Here is a 17131-nt window from a genome sequence, read left to right as displayed (position 1 = left end):
CGCTAACCGTTATTGGCCATAAATGCGCATGTCGTCATTCGCCAACTGCTGGCCGACCTGCTCGACTTCATCGAGCAGCCCCTGCACGCGGGCGCTATCCATGCCGAAATCATCAACGATCCATGCCTGCCAAGCCGGGCGGGCAATCTCGGCCATGCGTTCGCGTTCGGCATCGGGCATCAGGTAGCAGGCTTCAAAGCGCTCACAGGATTCAACCCAGCTAGCCGTTGCCAAGGCACCCGACATTCCATGGCTTAGCTGAATCGCTTCGCGGGCAGAGCTGATCAGCGCCTGTTGATGGCTTTCCGGAAGCGTCTGGTACCAGGACTCACTCACCATCCAGGGCGCGCTGTTATACACATGCCCGGTGAGCGTGGTGTAGTCCGTTACGGCATCGAAGTTGAAGGTGGTATTGAGCACAGGCGCGTTGAACTGGCCGTCAGCAAGGCCGGTTTCCAGCGCAGTAATTAGCTCGCCCCAAGGCAACGGCGTTGCGGACGCGCCTAGTGAACGCATGATGGCTACGTGAGCGGGGTTCTCTTCGGTGCGAATATTCAGCCCTTCCAGATCCTCAAGTGTTTCGATCAAATGGACGTTGTTGGTAAACGCAACGAAACCGCCGCCGTCATCAAAGGTTCCCAGATAGCGCATGTTGGCCGCATCGACGGTGCCGGACATGAAGTCGGCAAACCACTCGCTGTCAAAGAAGGTCCATGCCTGGCGCCAGCTGGTAAACAGGAATGGGGCGGTGACCGCTTGATAGTCACCATAAAAAGAGGACATGGCCCCGGCTGACATGATGGTCGATTGAAGCGTGCGGCCAGCCTGCACTTCAGAGCCGTTTTCCACCTCAGAACCCAGCTGCCCACCGCCGAAAATGGTGACTTCCAAATCTCCGTCGGTACGCGCTTCCACGAGGTTTTTGAAGTGCACCAGCGCCGGGTAGATTTCGTTGTTACTCATATCCTCCGGGATCTGGGTGGCAATCACCATTTCATACGATTGGGCCTGAGCGTTGGCACTGGCAATCGCCAACGGAAGTGCTGCCAGAGCAGCAAAGAGAAAAGATTGCTTATCGTTCATAACACACCTCGTTTTGATTATTGGTTGGTCTTCGTTATGAGTGACGTCTTAAGTTATTTTGTAGTGATGGCATGATTGTATTTATTCTCGCCATCTCTGCTTGCCTGCCTGCTTACGTTGTCTTTTTAGCCTGTCTGGCCAGACAGCGATCCCATACCTCAATAGCGGCGGCCAGGTCTTCAAGCGATGCGCCGACCGATTTAAACAGCGTGATGGAGTCATCAGCGGTTCGGCCAGGCTTAGCGCCAGAGAGCACCTCGGCTAACTCAGCCTGAATATCTTCAAAGCGGAAGGCCCCTTCATCAATAGCCTGAAGAATATCGCCCGCTTCGCCCTGGGCACCGGCGTAGGTATCCACAAACACCGCCGCACGGCGCAGGCATTCGGCATCGGTTTCGCGCATTTGCGGCCGGAAGGCGCCAATCAAATCCAGATGCGTGCCGGGGGTTAGCCATGCGCCTTTAATCAGCGGCTGGGTTGAAAGCGTCACGCAGCTGACGATATCGGCTTGCGCTACGGCTACGGCCAAGTCGTCGACCACTTCGGTGGTAAAGCGCGTGGCGTACGCCTGGGCGATCGCTTCTGCCTTGCTGGCGTTACGCCCCCAGATTATTACCCGCTTAATGGGCCTGACGCTGGCGTGGGCTTCGATCACCATGGGCGCCAGCTTGCCCGTGCCTACGACCAGCAGCGTTTCGGCAGACTCTTTGGCTAACGCCTGAGCCGCTAATGCGGAAGCAGCCGCCGTACGCCGCCGCGTGAGCTCACTGCCATCGATACAGGCAAGCGGCTGGCCGTGTTTGCCTTCACTTAGAAGATAAAGCCCTGAAATCGCCGGTACACCATGGTCTGCGTTTTGCGGAAACACATTGACCATTTTGACGCCAATATAGCCAGCGGCTTCCCAGGCGGGCATCAGCAGCATGGTGGCTTCGCCATCGGGCCGGTGCATGGCGTGGTGATGGCGCGGCGGTGACTCAACGCCATTCACAAACGTTGCATGCAGCCGGCTGATCAGCCCTTCCCAAGAGAGGTGGCAAGCCACCTCTTCAGCAGAAACAACCCGCATATCAAGCCTCCGGCAGTGCGGCGACCACCATGATTTCGACTTTCCATTCAGGCTTGGCAAGCTTTGCTTCAAGCGCGGCACGCACGGGTGGGCGTCCTGGCACGACCCAGGCATCCCAGGCAGCGTTCATCTGGTCAAATTCCGCCATGCTGGTGACCCAGACTTGCGCTGAAATAAGGTGCTGCTTGGAAGTACCCGCCTGCTCCAGCAGCTGATCGATACGCGTTAGCACCTGTTCGGTCTGGCCACGCATATCGGCGCTGGCATCGCCCGGCACCTGGCCCGCGAGATACACGGTACCGTTATGAATAGCCACTTGGCTCATACGCGCATTGCTGTCTTGATAGGTAACGCTCATAGAGTTTCTCCAGAAAATAATAGGGTCCATTTGAGACTACGATGTTGCCAGGCAACTCGCTTGCCCCAAACTCCGACAGTTTTGCCCGTAAATCAGGTAAGTCACAAGAAGTGATAAACAAGAGGTAAAAAAAGAACTAAATAAAGAGGAGAAAAGCCTAGCGGTCTGAAGAAGGGGCAATATCAAAGTGGCGGCGATAAGCGCGTGAAAAACTGCCTTGATCACGAAAGCCTACCAGCATCGCGATATGGCCTAGGCTCAAGACACTGTGCCGCGCCAGGGTGCGCGCATGCTCCAAACGCCGCCGCTGCACATAGGCCAAGGGCGTGATGCCGGTCAGTTCGCGAAAGCAGGCATGAAAATGCCCAGGGCTCAGTGCACACAGGGCGGCCAGCTGTTCGACGCGGATATCATCGGCTAGATGCCGATCCAACCAGGCATCAAGGCGCTCCAAATCAAGTCGTTCACTCACACAGCGCGTGCCTAACTGGGCAACCGTTGAGGCGGGCTCATCCTGCAGATACATGGTCAGCGCGCGCAGTAGCAAAATGGCGATTTCATTTTGCAGCCCCGGGCACTGCTCAAGCTGATTTGCAAGCGCGTGGGTCAGCTGGTTTAACGCCGGAGGGATGGTGAAAAAGCGCGGCTTATCAAATAGACGCTCGATGTCATCGCCCTTTTCAAGGCTGACTAACTGGGCAACCGGAATATCCAGCACCAAGGTGCGATTGCTGCCATCGCCTTCATATTCATGATGTCGTGAAGAGGGAATCAAACAGCCACGGCGGGCGGTAACACGCTCCTCCTGCCCTTCCATGGCAAGCTCTGTCACCCCGCTGGTTGCTAGAATCAGCTGATGAAAGTCATGCGAGTGAGCCACATGCTCAGATGCCAGGTTTCGGCTTTGCAGCTCAAAACGGGTCATGGCAATCGCCTTTCTTATTGGAATCTATCTTTGCACTATAAAACGACCCAGAGCGAAAAAGCGAGCCAGCGAAGATGGCGCTAAATGTTTGCTTGGGGTCATTGAGATCGCCTTTACCTAACCGCTAAACCCTACATACCAGATCACGAAAGGCACCGCTGCCAGAAATACGATAGAGATCATGGCAAGCAACCCATCCCGGGTTAAGAGCCCTGCCGCGAAGCAGGCGATGGCGGCCGAAGCTATCGAACCAGAAGTAGGGATGACTTCCATAAACGGCATAAAAGGAGTAACCGCCAAAATAACGGCGAGCGGCAGATACAACCAAGGCGGCTTGACGAAAAACACCCAGCGCGGCTTGAGAAACCGCTCAACGAAATGCACCGGCTTGCGCAGCCAGTTAATCCCTTTGCAGAGCTTGCTGGTCGACAGATTTCTACGTGACATGAAGCCTGGTAGCCAGAGGCAGTCTCGGCCTAGGATCATCTGTGCGACGAGGATAAACTCGATGGCCGCAACAATCGCAGTGATGCCCGGTATCGAACTTGCCGGAGACGTCGAAATAAGAGCAAACATTAGCATTAGTGATGCAAAGGAGTGTGGGCCGAGTTCGTCCACAAGCGACCCAATCGTTACGTTTTGCCCTTGAACCGAGTGTTCAATATGATTAAGCACCTCGCTGAGTGCCCGCGTGGTGTTTTCGGCCATTATTGAGCTCCCTGCTCGCTATAAAGCCTTTCAGGCATTAAATGGGGCACCTGTATCCATGGCATCGAAAGAGCCGTCTAAAACACCTGTGCGATCACTTTCGAGTGTAGTTCAGATTTGTTTAATCAAATGTTAGATGTCGAGCCAGTGATGGTGTGAACCAATGCGGGTATGAGAAATCTTTATTCAAGCTCCATGGCATTTTTTTCTGGAATGCCAAAACCAAAAAAGGGCCTAGCGATAAACGCTAAGCCCTAAAATTTGGTGCCGGTGGCCAGACTCGAACTGGCACACCCGTAAAGGCGGCGGATTTTGAATCCGCTTCGGCAATTTCAGCGGGCCGCGCTTGCACCGTGCTTCGCTGCTAAATCAGTCGGTTAGCCTTTTACTAGGCTTACACACAGCACATTGTTTACACACAGTGTGCGGCCAAACTGCGACCAGCCCCTAGATTTATGTAGCTACCCCTGACTATACTCCGCCCTATAACACTGTATATCTAACCAGCAACTTAGGGAGGCGCTTATGTCAGAAAAATCGTATCAACAGCTAATCCAGCGCGTGCAGCGTAAAATCGGTAGCCCGCGAGCTCAGTCTGAGAATTGTGCGGAGCTTCAGCGCCAGCCCGAAGACAGCACAGACGATTGGGAACGCATGCTTAGCGAGCTGAATACGGTCGAGAACGTCACCATGACCCCGCTTGATGATGCCGGTGAGCTAGTGCGCATCCGCTGGAACCCGCTGGAGTCGATGGCATGAGCATGCATCTTACTGTCCTTGGCCGCGTTGATACGACAGCGCCAGCGCTAAATATTCCGTTAGTTGGCGGGTTTGTACGAACCGGCTTTCCTTCTCCTGCTGATGACTACCTTGAGGCTGAGCTAGATCTAGTTTCCCACCTGGTGCAGCATCCAAGTGCGACATATTTCCTGCGGGCAAAAGGCACATCAATGGAAGGAGACGGCATTTATGACAACGACCTGTTAGTAGTTGATCGCTCCATAGAGCCTAAGCCCGGGCATATCGTGATCATGAGTGTTGACGGCGAGCTGACTTGCAAGAAATACGGCAAAATGGGGAACCGGCCTTACCTGTTCGCATCCAACCCTAATTTTAAGCCGATCCCGCTCACCGGCCGCGACTGCGAAGTCTGGGGCGTCGTCACCCACAATATTCATTCATTGGCGCCTGGGTTCGCCGTATGATCGCTCTCGTCGACTGCAATAATTTTTACGTCAGTTGTGAGCGGGTCTTTCAGCCCCGGCTAGAAGGCAAGCCCGTTGGGGTGATGTCGAATAACGATGGCTGTGTCGTCGCGCGATCAGCTGAAATCAAACAGCTCGGCGTAGCAATGGGTATGCCTGCGCACCAGATCGACCCCCACATTCGCCGCCAGTGCATTCTCCTTTCTAGCAATTACGCTCTCTACGGTGATATGAGCCGCCGGGTTACTGACGTGCTCAGTCAGCACACACCGCACGTTGATGTGTATTCAATCGATGAGTCGTTCCTTTCTTTTGAAGGATTCGAGCCTGAAACGCTGGCCGATCGCTGCCAGTTAATGCGCCGCCAGGTTAAGCGCGATACAGGCATACCCGTTAGCGTCGGATTGAGCACAAGTAAGACGCTGGCAAAGATCGCGAATCACAGAGCCAAAAAGGAAAGCCACTTTAACGGCGTTGCCATCATGGAGCCGGATAGCGACGATACCCGTGCTTTCCTTGAACAGCTGCCGGTGACTGAGATTTGGGGCGTAGCTGGGCGTAGTGCTGTGCGACTGCATACGCTGGGCATAGAGACAGCTTGGCAGCTTAGAGAAGCCAACCCAAAGCATTTGCGCAAACACTTCTCGGTCGTCATGGAGCGGATCGTTTACGAGCTGCAGGGCGTTGACTGTATCCCGCTTGATGATATGCAGCAGCCTAAAAAACAGATCATGGTGTCGCGTTCGTTTGGAAGACTCACACAGAATAAAACCGATTTGCAGGAAGCCGTCAGAGTGCATGCCGCCCGGGCTGGTGAAAAGCTACGCAAGCAAGCGGGCCTGGCTCAAGCGATTATGGTGTTTGTGCGCACGAACAGGTTCCGACAGGACCTACCGAGTTACAGTAAAAGCGTTGTTATTCCCCTGCCTCATGCAACTTGCGACAGCCGCGACCTGATACACGCAGCAAGCGCTGGGCTTGAGCAGATATTCAAAACGGGGATCATGTATCAGAAGTGTGGCGTTATGCTCATGGATCTCTGCGACCATGATAATGAACAGTTAGGCTTGCTGGGTGAGCCTTTGAGCGACGAGAAGCGGGAAAGAAATGAGCGGTTGATGGCTACATTGGATAAGCTGAATCGCGAGCACGGCAAAGGCACTGTTAGACTTGGCATGCCCCGCAAACAGAACGCTTGGGAGCTACGTTGCGAGCATCGCACGCCAAGGTATACGACTAAGTGGAATGAAATACCAGTGGTCAAAACCTAGACTGCAGGCCATCATTGAAAGCGATAATCTATTTTAAAATTGCTAATCATGAGGTCATTGCATGATACCGACGTTTGACGAAATGAGTTACGACGAAGGCTTTGGCGCCGAGCTTCAATGCCCTAATTGTAAAGGAAATTATTTACACCATGATCGCGTCGAAATCTTCGAAAGACAGGAAGATGCTAAAACTGGTATCCATGTAACAGTCGAGAATGGAAGTTCCGTGCAAGATACTTCAATGGCTGGAAACCCAAGCACTCGACGGCACGGGCTAAACATCTTTTTTTGGTGCGAGTTTTGCGATGCTGTACCTGTTTTAACTATTGCACAGCATAAGGGTAATACCCTCGTCGATATGGATTTCACTATCGATAAAAACAAGAAGCGCGATTTACCTTAACCATTTTATAAGCGCCTCCTATGGAGGCGCTACCGCATCATCATACGCATACACCCGCGCATCGTAGTTGAGTGCCTTCAAGCTCACACTATCAAACCCATTCGGGTCCACGTCCTCCACAATAGCCTGATAACACCAGCGCTCAGTCGTGCCCCACAGCAAGTGCGGTGGCTCCATGTCGCTGTAGATCACCGGCACTTCATCCATCTGCGCTATTACGATGTCGTCACTACCGCCGCGCTGTGCCGGATATGGGCCGGAGAGCGTGCCGTCTGGACGGCGCCAGGCAATGACGTAGCTCTTACCCTCTTCCCAGGCGAACGGCTCAGACGAAAGCAAACGGGTATCGCTGCCTATCTGATCAACATCCAGCAGGATTGCAGAGCGGGCATAGCCGGGCACGTCATCGGCCAAGGCGCAGAAGCTTTTGTACTTGGAGTTGAGGCCGTCTAGCTCTGTTTGCCATTCATACTCCCAGCGCTGGTAAGCCATACGTGATCGCTCACGCATACCGATTTGATATGCCTTGTCGCGGTTGCCCACACCGTCGAGCCGTACTTTCTTTGGCCTGATACCTTGATCACCTGGCAAGCGGCACTCCACTACCTCGACCGTCCAGCTGCTTTCTTCCAGGTATTCCACGTCTACGCCGTCAGGATCCTCCGGACGTGGCCCTGTGAATTTCCGGCGCAACTCGCCGGGCATATTCTGCAGGGTGTACATATTGTATCTATGCTCGGGCACGGTGCGTGGCGCTTCACGCACCGGGCGTAAACGGCCATGCTCGATAGTGATTTCTGCCATGCCAGGGCGCAGCGCTGTGTTGAGCGCGTCTTTCATGGTCGTTGACGTGTTTGTTATGAAGTCGTACGTGTCGCGGCGCGCTTTCCATATCGCATGCAGCCGAAGCAGCTCGGGCATATCAATATCGTCGTCGGTGTAGCCCTTTGAGTGGGCGATATAGCGAACGTATGGCGCTATATCACGGGTAGCATGCAGATCGTCGGTCCACCGGGCACCGTCCCAAATGGGCAACTTACGGGTATCAATGATGCTGATCTGGTTTTCAGTTTGCGATGCAATCAGATCGGAGCCGCTGATAACCATCGCTAGTGTGCTAACGCCATCGTAGCTAGTGTTTGTTGGCAGCAGTGAGCGCAAGCCGTACCACTCAATCCGATCAAGCGCCTGGGTACTGGTGTCTTCCAGCGTTAAGCGGCGCTGCCTGACGCTGGGCGATGATGAGGGAATATCCGTTTCGAACGTCCATCCGATTTGATCACGCGTGGCGCCCGTAACGGTTTTTACAATAGAGCCTGATCCACCATTGGGGTCGCTCCACTCCAGCTCCACATCAACCGATCGCTCGCTAATCGTCCCGTCATCTTCGATGTAACCTAGCCCATTGGGGCAAAAAATATCCCACTGAATCCTGGTAGTCTTTTCGCTTGAGGGTGTGGCCGCAAATGGGCCTGTCCATAAGCTGGCGGGTGTAGCGTCACTCGGGCGCACGATGACTTGCGTAAGCTCGATCTCAGGAAAAGCACTCCACGTGCTGTCGATGGCACCGTCAGACAAGTAGCGTTGCATGACTACGCCGCGGCGATCCTCTATACGCTCAGCTACGCCGTAGTTAGCGCCGGTACGGTCGATATATACGCTGTAGTCGCCGGGTGGAAAGTTGCTTAGTAGCGCTCCACTATTACGGTCTTCAAGCAGCATGCCGCCCGAGGTAACAGAGCGAACCCGGTAAATACCCGCAAGGATAGTGCCTTGAAGGGTTACTAGAACCCCTGCTGACAGGTGCCTAAAATCCCCAAAGAAGGAGGTTCGGTTGCTTCCTACCGTTATAGATTGAAGCAAGTTAACGACAAGACGAATGTCACCCATCCAGCTGCTTGGCAACTCACTGTTTATAAACAGCGTGGCGCCTTCTGTTTTACTGGCTCCCTGGTACTCTGCATTTTCAACACTCACGCCACGCAGCCGAAGCCCTGACGACCCAGTAGACGCGCCCACTTCCGGTGCGTTGTACCAGTTCTGCGTTGCCGGGTGATCGCTGACGTCTTCGCCTGGCTCGAAAAACTGGTAGCTCACACCTGGCAGCGAGTTGACCGGCGTGGAGCCAATCATTAGGTCGTCGGTGTTGCGTTCGAAATGCCCCAGCCCCAGGGAGAAAAACAGGTAAAGCGACTGGGAGCGCTGATCGACAAAGCGGCGCACAGGGGCGGTCAGGTAGTCCGGTGTTTTCTTGCAGCGTCCGGCTTGGTCGGGGATTACTTCGCCCAGCTTTGGCTGGTTTCCCTGTGCGCTGGCTTCCAGCAGCCGGGCGCCCTGAGAAGATTCACCACTATTAACCCCAGGGATACTGGGCTTGAGCAGAAATGCCGACGCGGCCGCGACTACGCCCGCAATGACGGCGGCCAGCAGCGCGCCTTCCAGGCCTTGAGGCTGTACACGCAGATCCACATCCAGACCATGGCGTAGCATAAGCTCGCCCCACTCTGCTGGCGGGATCACCTGCCCATTGATCGCTGCGCTGATCGGCCGTGCATCGCCCTTGCCTTCCAGGCAGCCGGGGGCGTTTTCGCGTAGCCACTGCTTGAGCGTAATACCGCTCACCTGATGCCGCTCTATCGGCTCGCCAGGCAGTGTTGAGGGGTAGACATTAACGGTCATGGTAGTAAATCACCTTAAGGTATTGCCGTTCAAAATCCGCTACCGATAGCCAGCGGGGGCCGCTGCCCGGGTTGGTTTCAAGCACGGCTAATATGCCGTCGACTAGCACCACTATGCCGACATGCACGCATAGCCGGTGCCGCCATACCGTTGCGATTGCCCCCGGTGTGGCGGCCACTTCCTGGAAGGCGACTCGCTCTTTGACGCACGCATCGGTAAACGCGCGCTTATCGCCATCAGCAATAGCGCCGTAGCTGGGCAACCACTCCCAGCCAAAGACGTTAGCGCGCACATCGCGTACCTGACCCCAACAATCAAACGCAGTGGGGCCACGCCCGCCGAACTCGTGTCGGCAGTCGAGATAGTGTTCAATCATGGGGTTTTCCTGAAAGAGCTAGCGGCTGATGTACTTCAAGCCACGGGCAAAAGAGGCGGTATAACGACGGCTGACAAACTCTTGCATGATGACAGCCATGTAGCTGGCGATGACCTCGACGTGGGAGCCCTCGAAAACACCATCCACCAGTTTGAAACGCAGCGGCGGTTCTGCCGGCGCGCTCATGTCGGTCGAGAGATATAGCCGGTAGGTCACGTCGATCGGCTGGCCGTGCTCCAAGCCTTCATCAATGAAGCGCTGCGCCACGCCCATGACGTTTTCAACGGCAAACGTCAGGTTCTGTTGACCGCTGTCGCCGCGCTTGGGTATCGCGACGGCCATGCCGGAGGCAGTAAACGTCACTATCTCGCCTGTTTCCAGCCCGGCCTGCTGGTCTTCATAGCCCACACAGGTGCGCAGCGGATCAATGCGATCGGGGCGACTAAGCTCCAGGGTTGGGATTTTGACTACCCCGGCGGGTGCCGAGGCGTTGACGGTGGCTAGGTAGGTCATTAGTTGATGCCATACTTAGTCATCAAGAAACGTTCAATAGAACGGCGGTACCCAGCGTTTTCAGGCGCAGAAAGATCGGCATCCAGCAATCCAGCCATGCCTACCAAACCCGCCATTTGTCGATTCCAGCCTACAGCGCCCGCTTGATAACCAAACGTGAACGGTTGAGTTTCGTTGGGCGCGGCGGCGCCGAGCACGCCATCCTCAAAGATAGCCAGACCGCGCTCCACAGAGAACGTAAACATCAGTAACACGGTACGATTGTTGTAATTCACTGGCGGCGTGTAGCCCAATCGCAGGGTAGCGTCAGAACTGCTTTTATAAATCGAAGCACGGCTATTGGCGGTATTAATACCCATACGCGGTGAGAATTCGTCAGCCGGTGCACTATCGATTGACCGAAGCACCTCTCGCGCCTGAGCCGCATCTGAGTTGGGCCGCTGCACTACAAACACTGTCCAGCGTTCAGGGTTAATATCTGTGCTTGAAAGCGAGCGGAGAAGATTTTCACTACCGCTCGGATAATTGAATGCACGGGCGCCATTGGCGAAACTTGAAAAGGTATAAGTACCCGGATCTTCATTGTTCTGCAAAGTCGCTTTTATTGCCCGGTTTCTGATTTTATTATCAGACACATAGTCAGGATCAAGCAGCGTATTCCAGAACGGGATCGCACCCATCGCCCGTCCTTCCGGGGTAATTTCAATAGATGGAAGGTTGCTGTTAGGAACCTGGACACCTTGTAGCATTTGGTAACGACGCATAGATAAATCCTCTTAATTAATAGTGAAACGTTGGTGAACTGCCCAGTTGTATAGCGGCCTGCCATCCAGTGAACTGACATCCTTCGCGCTATCTCGAATATTGCCCCGAGGTATTGTGTCTACGCTGCGCGTGCCGCTATGCCCTACCAGGGCATAGTCCACCCGCTCGCCCTGACCGCTGGATGAATCAGAAAGTGTTAGCTCAACGATTGCGATGCCGTTAGAACTGCCATCGTCAGTAATGCGCACGTCTGTAACGCCCAACTCTCCAGCATCGTCGTAGACGTTGAAGCCGTGGTTTACTTGAGCGCGCACCGTTGTTGTGTCGATAACAAGGGGAGGAGTGGGAACGGATAGCGACACAGTCGCCACCGTGCCAGCGATGTTAGCTCCGATAATTTCTATAATTCGGCTGGTTTTAGCGGATGACCAAAGCGCCTGCTTGTGGGCACGAGCGACTTGCTCTCCAATCAAGTAATAACCCGGGCCTTTGAAGTGCAGTAGATCCGTAAAATACTCATCGCTAAAGGGATAATCTGGGCCTGTTAGGTGGTGGCGCGGGCTTTCATTGTTAGCCTTCACCATCGCAATAACTGAATCGAACGCGCTATAGAATGAGCTCGGCTGCGCCATTAGGAACGGGACATCACCGGCTTGCCCGGTTATGGCTTTAACATCCGCATCAATATCGTTTTGCCACTCGATGAGGTCGTTAAAGTAATTGGCGTTCGTGTTATCGGCTTCGCCGTGCTTGAGGACGCAGGCATCTACGACCAGCCGCCAGCCTTTTTCGGCGGCTAAATCAACCGCGCGCTGGATGGCTTCAAGCATATTTTCATATACCTGCGAGCCCTTCTTAAGCCCCTGATAGTTCGTCGCGCCCTGTCCAGCGGTAAAGGAAAGGCTACGAAAGCTCGCCCCAAGCTCTCGCGCCTGCCTCGTCAGCTCGTTTGCGCTAGACTCCATAATCGTTTCGCCGCGCGAACCTGGGCCTTGCCCTACCCGAGCAACTAGCGGGGCAAAGCCCGTCAGGGAGCGCGGGTCAAGAACCGGTTGCTCACCCTGAGTTTCTAGGCCCATACGAACATCACTGTTGGCACCTGACTCGAACATCAGCGCTTCATCAGGAAAGATCGGATCAATGCTTACCAGCGTGGGCGCGGCGGTAGCGCCGACTACCAGCGATTGCCCTATCCCAATTCTAGCGTGTAGTGTTCGGTTGCAATCGGGAATTAGAAGACCGCCGCCTGCTGCTACCGTGCGTTTAGCATCGATCATTGGGGAATCAATCACTGCTCGCACATGGCGATCATTGCCGGGCGATAATGCAAACACCTCAAAACCTTCAACGCTGGCCAGTGCCTTTGCAGTGGCTCCCATGCCAAAAATCATATCGTCTGAATGGTAGGGAATAAGAGGTTGCTCGCCGGAAGTCACGCCTTGATTTAAAGGTTCACCGCTCTCATCCCACGCTAAAAGCTGCTTGCCTGACTCATCGACAAACGAGAGCTCAGCAGCCGTTTCGTCAGAGTTGTAAAACTCATAACCCCAGCGATCAACGACACGGCCGTCAAGCGTGGCATAGATAATTTCACCCTCTGCATTGAGCGCCGCAAAGTCCCACTCGAAACCATCAGAGTCGCCATAGAACTCCCCGCCCAAGGCAGCTATTGGGAAACCGTTCTCATCCAAGGCAAATAGTGAATTGCCTTGGCTGTCGGTAATCACAGGAACGAACTCATCATCGCCGTTGTAAAACTCGCCAGATAAAACGTCAGGCTCAGATGCCTTATCGATTGCGACATACTGAGCTGACTCGATACCTGCTATAAACTCCGCGCTAGGGTCATCTGCTATAAAGCGACTAGAACTGCTGTTAACCCGCTGCCAAAGCGTTTTGCTTACGTTTGGATCATCGCTGGCGGCGTAGAAATACTGATCATTACTAACAGCAGCACGTCCCTGAGCCTCGCTATCGAAAATACGCCCACCAGCAATTAGGATGCCATTCAGTCGTCCATCAACTTCATCGCGAAGCCCATCAACCTGCTCCTCGATGTTCTGCTTTGCCTGCGCTGCAGTATCCACAACCTCTTGCGAAGCGATCGATCCAGCGCGTAGCGTTGCTTGCTCCTCGCCAAAGCGATTCACCCACTTCATCTCGCTGCTATTTACGCCACGGTCTAAGTTGCGGGTATTTAAATCCCGAACCCGGGGATCGGCAGTGCCGAGTGGTTCGCTCGCGGGGTCAAAATCGGCCATGTTATTTATCTCCAGGCACAAAAAAACCGCCTTGCGGGCGGTCTGGGGAAAGTGAGGTAGTGGTTAGGTCACGGCTTGGGCCAGTGCTTATTCATCGTTATGTCAAACAAGCTTGAGTACAGAATCTCTTCCGGATACTCCAGATCGGCTGGCGGCAGTACCGGGCGCTTGGCGATTTCCAACGTGGCGGTGAAGCGCCAGAACTTGCCGCCTACCAGCACGGGGCCGCTATACACGTCCGTGAACGAAACGTCCTCATAAACGCGCAGACCTATCGGGGTGCGTAGCTTCGTGTTGAACGGCAGCGTCCCGCCCTGGATGCCGCCTTTATTGGGAGCGTCACGGTTATACGGCGCCCAGTACCAGGCCTCGAAAAGCTGGGCCTGCCCGGCGGGGAACAGCCACTGCACGTTGACGCGGGTCGGGGTGTAGGTGAACTGTTGCCGCGAGCGTGTGCGCCCAGACGCCATTCGCGTGCGCACGTTGGCATCCACATGCTGCAGGCCGTAATCCGCCTGGAGCGGCGTTTTCAACCCGGCGGGGAAGTCTATTTCTGCCATTAGTTAGTCGCCTTGGTTGAGAGCCCATATTTCGCCTGCAGCGCTTTGTGGGCTTTGCCGTCGGCAAAGATATTGGCTACAAACATATCGATGTAGCGGGCACCGTCGGGGCCGGTGCGTTCTTCGAATTGGCCGGCGCGGTTGCGGTCTTCGATCTGGTTGATGGTAATAGCTCCGCCACTATCCCCTGGCCTGTTAATCTGGCTTTCCACCCTGGCCATCATCGCGTCGGTTTGCGCCAGCGTGCTATCCATTTTGGCGCTTGTTTCGGCTGTGCTGACGCGCTCACCTTTCTTCAAATAGTAAGAGCCAGTCTCTGGAATACTGTCCCAGCCGTCATGGGCCTGCCCTATATCGGTGCCTTGAATCGTTGTGACGATGCCCGCCGTGGCAGCAGCTACGCTTGCCATGGCGGGGATATTGGCCGGGAACGGCAGCGAGGCGGCACTTGCGATACCTTGCTGGATGGATACGATCGATGATGCAATAGCGAACGCCTTTTCCACAGCGAACATGGCCCGGTAAATGCCGCTTTGCTCACCGGCGAACGCCTTGGTGATGCTGGCCATGTCGCCAAACAAGCTTTCTGCACCTGCCAACTGGGCGATTTGGCGGGCCTTTTCAATACGCGCTAGCTCGTTTTCGTGCTCTTCTTTCAGCGCCCGCTCTTGTTCGTCCCATTGTTCTGTTAAATCGGCGCGGCTTTTGCGGTACTCGTCGAGCATTTCCAGTTGGGTGCTATACCACTCCTGGAGCTTTTCCTCGGCTTCTGCGATCTTGTTCAGCTCACCGAAGGCGCCGCCTATCGTGGCATCTAGTCCGCCGTATTCCGGGGCGTCGGAAAATCCTGCGGCGGCAATTTTGGCGGCTACCTCTGCATACTCTTCGCCCGCAACGTTAGCGGCATCGAGCACGGCTAGGCGTTCTGCCACCTGAGCCGTCAGCTTTTCCTCGGTGGTGCGCAGCTCTTCCAAGAGGGACTTGTAATCATCTGCGGCTTTTTCGCTAGCCTCATAGGCGGCCACTGCTTCAAGTGCCGTGCGAGCTGCGGCCAGCTGCGCATCTGTCGCGCCATCCTGCGCCAGCTCCCAGAGTTTGGCGGCGTCTTCGGCCATTCCAAGGGTCTTCACCTGGCGTTCCAGCACTGCAATCTGCTTGGCAATAGCATCAGCGTTCTTGTTGATGGCCTTTACCTTGTCATCGTCGTCATCGTCATCATCGGTGCTCGACGTGATGGCTCCCAGCTCAGCGGCGGCTTGGCGGGCCTGCTGAATAAATGCCTCTAATCGCTTCGACGGTGCCGTGCCGCTTTCCAGGGCCAACAGCTCTGCTTGAGCGCTTACTATTGCCGCTTCTAAATTCTCCACTTGCTCGCGCATGTCGAAAGCCAGATCAGGCTGGCCGACAAATTCCAAGCTGACCAACGGCAGCTTATTAGCCTGGGTGATCATGCCGTTGATGGCATTTACTGGCCCTTCAATGATCGCTGTTGCCGCTTGCGCCATGCTTCTGATGACCGTCAGCGCAAACTCACGGGTGCTAACGCCCGCCGTCTGGATCATGCGGTCAATGTCCCAGACAGCATCAAGAAAGCGTCCGGTGTACATTAGCGATGTTTCTACGCCGCGCTGTACCGCTGTTTGCATTCCGCCCATTTCTTTAGCCGCATCATTGATACCCTTGGCCACGGCCAAGATGATCGGCGCCAGCTCTACGGCGAGCGAGTTTCGGGTAGATTCTGCCAGGCGGCCGAAGCGGCTTACTTCATCGTTTGCCGCCTCGATCGCGGCCACTTCGACCATTGATACCGATAAGCCAAACTCGTCTACTTCCTTGCGGGCGTTGCGGATAGCGTCCCCGCCATCCAGGAAAAGCTGTGTAGCTGCCTTCTGCTCGAAGCCGAGCTGCTGCAAGTGGCGCGCTGACTCCTGCGCCGAGCCGCCGTAGTCCTGAATACGGTCGGCCAAGTAAGCGACTTTCTCGTCGACGTCCATGTCGCGCATTTCGCGCAGGTTCAGGTTTAGGCGCTCAACGGTTTTAAGAGCTGGTCCGCCGTTCATTTCTACCGCGCCCAGGCGGCGGTTCATGCGGTTGAGCGATGCCTCTACCCCATCGATACCTGCATCCGATGCGGCGATGTTGAGGGCGCGCAGGCCGTCGATGGTGCCGCCCATGGAGCGCGCTAGTTTCGCCTGGGAATCCAGGGCATCCATTCCAGATTTAGTGAGCGCCGCAATGCCTCCGGCCGCCGCTGTTGCCGCCGCCGCGCCCGTGGCGGCCACGCCTAGGGCCACCTTTTTGAAGTCGGCTACCATGCTCTTAGTGGTGCGCTTCGTCTGGCGGCCGGCCTTGTCCATCGGGCCTAAAAAGTTGCCCGTCTGCAGCACCATATCGAGCGTGAGCCGCCCCAGGGATTTCACGGACATACTTTTCTCCAGGCGTAAAAAAACCCGCCGGAGCGGGTCATTATTTGATTTTAAAATTATCTATCGCAAGATAGCTCAATCATGGCATTTTCAGCATTGAAGCTTTTTGTGTCGCGCCAGATGTATGGCTTCCCTTGCGAGTAGGCAAAAGGAGCAAAGCCAACATACCCGCTATAACTATTTTTTGAATTGAACTCACCACAAACAGTCTCTATAGCGCCAGGGCCTGTAGTTGATGCTCCATATACATTGCGAAACATCGTTGATTCTGGGTCTTTAAGAATCCCTCTTACAGCTTCTTGTGCCTCCTGAATTCTTTCCGGGTCGATTTCGACCCGCACTAATTCTGGACGAGACGGTTTAGCAGCTTCATTAACAGCTGCCTTCTGCGGAGTAGAGCACCCTGCTATCAATATAACCACTGCCAAGCTGCCAGTTATTTTTCTAATCACTAGCCTCACCATTTAGGTTCACGACAAGCTCCCCGTTGAGTTGCCTCAACAGGGAACGTACCGCACTTAGCTAAGTT

General features: G+C 54.9%; 17 protein-coding genes. 4 read left to right on the top strand and 13 right to left on the bottom strand.

The genetic code is table 11. The features are described 5' to 3' along the window. Positions 1 to 9 precede the first annotated feature (9 nt). The 5 genes from dctP to INT33_RS00475 form a co-directional block, all read right to left on the bottom strand. Positions 10 to 1083 (bottom strand): TRAP transporter substrate-binding protein DctP, encoded by a 1074-nt coding sequence (gene dctP, locus INT33_RS00495; protein WP_193090882.1) that lies wholly within the window; start codon positions 1081 to 1083, stop codon positions 10 to 12. A 112-nt stretch (positions 1084 to 1195) separates the two neighbouring features. After that, on the bottom strand, positions 1196 to 2152 hold the full coding sequence (lhpI, locus tag INT33_RS00490; RefSeq protein ID WP_193090881.1) for a bifunctional Delta(1)-pyrroline-2-carboxylate/Delta(1)-piperideine-2-carboxylate reductase: 957 nt from the start codon (positions 2150 to 2152) through the stop codon (positions 1196 to 1198). Between the two features lies 1 nt (position 2153). Next, the gene (locus INT33_RS00485; RefSeq protein WP_018918116.1) at positions 2154 to 2510 is read right to left on the bottom strand and encodes a RidA family protein; all 357 of its coding nucleotides are present in this window, start codon (positions 2508 to 2510) and stop codon (positions 2154 to 2156) included. Positions 2511 to 2667: 157 nt separating this feature from the next. Then, on the bottom strand, positions 2668 to 3435 hold the full coding sequence (locus tag INT33_RS00480; protein ID WP_193090880.1) for a helix-turn-helix transcriptional regulator: 768 nt from the start codon (positions 3433 to 3435) through the stop codon (positions 2668 to 2670). A gap of 117 nt (positions 3436 to 3552) precedes the next feature. Further along, positions 3553 to 4143, bottom strand: coding sequence for an exopolysaccharide biosynthesis protein (locus INT33_RS00475; RefSeq protein WP_193090879.1), 591 nt, complete (start codon positions 4141 to 4143; stop codon positions 3553 to 3555). Between the two features lie 525 nt (positions 4144 to 4668). Between INT33_RS00475 and INT33_RS00470 the strand changes: the two genes are divergently transcribed. The 4 genes from INT33_RS00470 (at position 4669) to INT33_RS00455 (ending at position 7022) form a co-directional block, all read left to right on the top strand. Beyond that, a complete protein-coding gene (locus tag INT33_RS00470; protein WP_193090878.1) occupies positions 4669 to 4902 on the top strand; it encodes a DUF1654 domain-containing protein in 234 nt (77 codons plus the stop codon). Continuing rightward, positions 4899 to 5348: a LexA family protein gene (locus INT33_RS00465; protein ID WP_193090877.1), complete on the top strand. Its 450-nt coding sequence runs from the start codon at positions 4899 to 4901 to the stop codon at positions 5346 to 5348. Before INT33_RS00470 ends, INT33_RS00465 begins: the two co-directional genes overlap by 4 nt. Next, complete coding sequence (locus INT33_RS00460) at positions 5345 to 6619, top strand: Y-family DNA polymerase (protein WP_193090876.1); 1275 nt, start codon at positions 5345 to 5347, stop codon at positions 6617 to 6619. The genes INT33_RS00465 and INT33_RS00460 overlap by 4 nt, the downstream gene beginning before the upstream one ends. 61 nt (positions 6620 to 6680) lie before the next feature. After that, positions 6681 to 7022: a hypothetical protein gene (locus INT33_RS00455; RefSeq protein WP_193090875.1), complete on the top strand. Its 342-nt coding sequence runs from the start codon at positions 6681 to 6683 to the stop codon at positions 7020 to 7022. Positions 7023 to 7040: 18 nt separating this feature from the next. On the opposite strand, the gene INT33_RS00450 is transcribed toward INT33_RS00455, so the two are convergent. The 8 genes from INT33_RS00450 to INT33_RS00415 all read right to left on the bottom strand — a co-directional run bounded on the left by INT33_RS00450 (position 7041) and on the right by INT33_RS00415 (position 17054). Next, positions 7041 to 9701 carry a host specificity factor TipJ family phage tail protein gene (locus tag INT33_RS00450; RefSeq protein ID WP_193090874.1) on the bottom strand — a complete coding sequence of 887 codons (2661 nt, stop codon included), beginning with the start codon at positions 9699 to 9701 and terminating at the stop codon, positions 7041 to 7043. Beyond that, entirely contained in the window at positions 9691 to 10077 is a 387-nt protein-coding gene (locus INT33_RS00445; RefSeq protein WP_193090873.1) for a hypothetical protein, read from the bottom strand. The genes INT33_RS00450 and INT33_RS00445 overlap by 11 nt, the downstream gene beginning before the upstream one ends. A gap of 18 nt (positions 10078 to 10095) precedes the next feature. Next, a complete protein-coding gene (locus tag INT33_RS00440; RefSeq protein ID WP_193090872.1) occupies positions 10096 to 10590 on the bottom strand; it encodes a DUF1833 family protein in 495 nt (164 codons plus the stop codon). Next, entirely contained in the window at positions 10590 to 11354 is a 765-nt protein-coding gene (locus tag INT33_RS00435; RefSeq protein ID WP_193090871.1) for a hypothetical protein, read from the bottom strand. Before INT33_RS00435 ends, INT33_RS00440 begins: the two co-directional genes overlap by 1 nt. A gap of 12 nt (positions 11355 to 11366) precedes the next feature. Then, positions 11367 to 13616: a hypothetical protein gene (locus INT33_RS00430; RefSeq protein WP_193090870.1), complete on the bottom strand. Its 2250-nt coding sequence runs from the start codon at positions 13614 to 13616 to the stop codon at positions 11367 to 11369. A 68-nt stretch (positions 13617 to 13684) separates the two neighbouring features. Then, positions 13685 to 14176: a hypothetical protein gene (locus INT33_RS00425; protein WP_193090869.1), complete on the bottom strand. Its 492-nt coding sequence runs from the start codon at positions 14174 to 14176 to the stop codon at positions 13685 to 13687. Then, entirely contained in the window at positions 14176 to 16602 is a 2427-nt protein-coding gene (locus INT33_RS00420; protein WP_193090868.1) for a hypothetical protein, read from the bottom strand. Before INT33_RS00420 ends, INT33_RS00425 begins: the two co-directional genes overlap by 1 nt. A gap of 56 nt (positions 16603 to 16658) precedes the next feature. Then, positions 16659 to 17054: a hypothetical protein gene (locus INT33_RS00415; RefSeq protein WP_193090867.1), complete on the bottom strand. Its 396-nt coding sequence runs from the start codon at positions 17052 to 17054 to the stop codon at positions 16659 to 16661. Between the last annotated feature and the right edge of the window lie 77 nt (positions 17055 to 17131).

It is taken from the genome of Halomonas colorata, from assembly GCF_014897985.1.
Lineage (GTDB): Bacteria > Pseudomonadota > Gammaproteobacteria > Pseudomonadales > Halomonadaceae > Vreelandella > Vreelandella colorata.
Note: the sequence above shows the minus strand (reverse complement) of the source record. Positions and strands in the feature narration are given on the sequence as shown.

Coding starts and splice junctions, on each gene's coding strand:
- dctP (WP_193090882.1), bottom strand. CDS start 1,083: ATGAACGATAAGCAATCTTTTCTCTTTGCTGCTCTGGCAGCACTTCCG.
- lhpI (WP_193090881.1), bottom strand. CDS start 2,152: ATGCGGGTTGTTTCTGCTGAAGAGGTGGCTTGCCACCTCTCTTGGGAA.
- INT33_RS00485 (WP_018918116.1), bottom strand. CDS start 2,510: ATGAGCGTTACCTATCAAGACAGCAATGCGCGTATGAGCCAAGTGGCT.
- INT33_RS00480 (WP_193090880.1), bottom strand. CDS start 3,435: ATGACCCGTTTTGAGCTGCAAAGCCGAAACCTGGCATCTGAGCATGTG.
- INT33_RS00475 (WP_193090879.1), bottom strand. CDS start 4,143: ATGGCCGAAAACACCACGCGGGCACTCAGCGAGGTGCTTAATCATATT.
- INT33_RS00470 (WP_193090878.1), top strand. CDS start 4,669: ATGTCAGAAAAATCGTATCAACAGCTAATCCAGCGCGTGCAGCGTAAA.
- INT33_RS00465 (WP_193090877.1), top strand. CDS start 4,899: ATGAGCATGCATCTTACTGTCCTTGGCCGCGTTGATACGACAGCGCCA.
- INT33_RS00460 (WP_193090876.1), top strand. CDS start 5,345: ATGATCGCTCTCGTCGACTGCAATAATTTTTACGTCAGTTGTGAGCGG.
- INT33_RS00455 (WP_193090875.1), top strand. CDS start 6,681: ATGATACCGACGTTTGACGAAATGAGTTACGACGAAGGCTTTGGCGCC.
- INT33_RS00450 (WP_193090874.1), bottom strand. CDS start 9,701: ATGACCGTTAATGTCTACCCCTCAACACTGCCTGGCGAGCCGATAGAG.
- INT33_RS00445 (WP_193090873.1), bottom strand. CDS start 10,077: ATGATTGAACACTATCTCGACTGCCGACACGAGTTCGGCGGGCGTGGC.
- INT33_RS00440 (WP_193090872.1), bottom strand. CDS start 10,590: ATGACCTACCTAGCCACCGTCAACGCCTCGGCACCCGCCGGGGTAGTC.
- INT33_RS00435 (WP_193090871.1), bottom strand. CDS start 11,354: ATGCGTCGTTACCAAATGCTACAAGGTGTCCAGGTTCCTAACAGCAAC.
- INT33_RS00430 (WP_193090870.1), bottom strand. CDS start 13,616: ATGGCCGATTTTGACCCCGCGAGCGAACCACTCGGCACTGCCGATCCC.
- INT33_RS00425 (WP_193090869.1), bottom strand. CDS start 14,176: ATGGCAGAAATAGACTTCCCCGCCGGGTTGAAAACGCCGCTCCAGGCG.
- INT33_RS00420 (WP_193090868.1), bottom strand. CDS start 16,602: ATGTCCGTGAAATCCCTGGGGCGGCTCACGCTCGATATGGTGCTGCAG.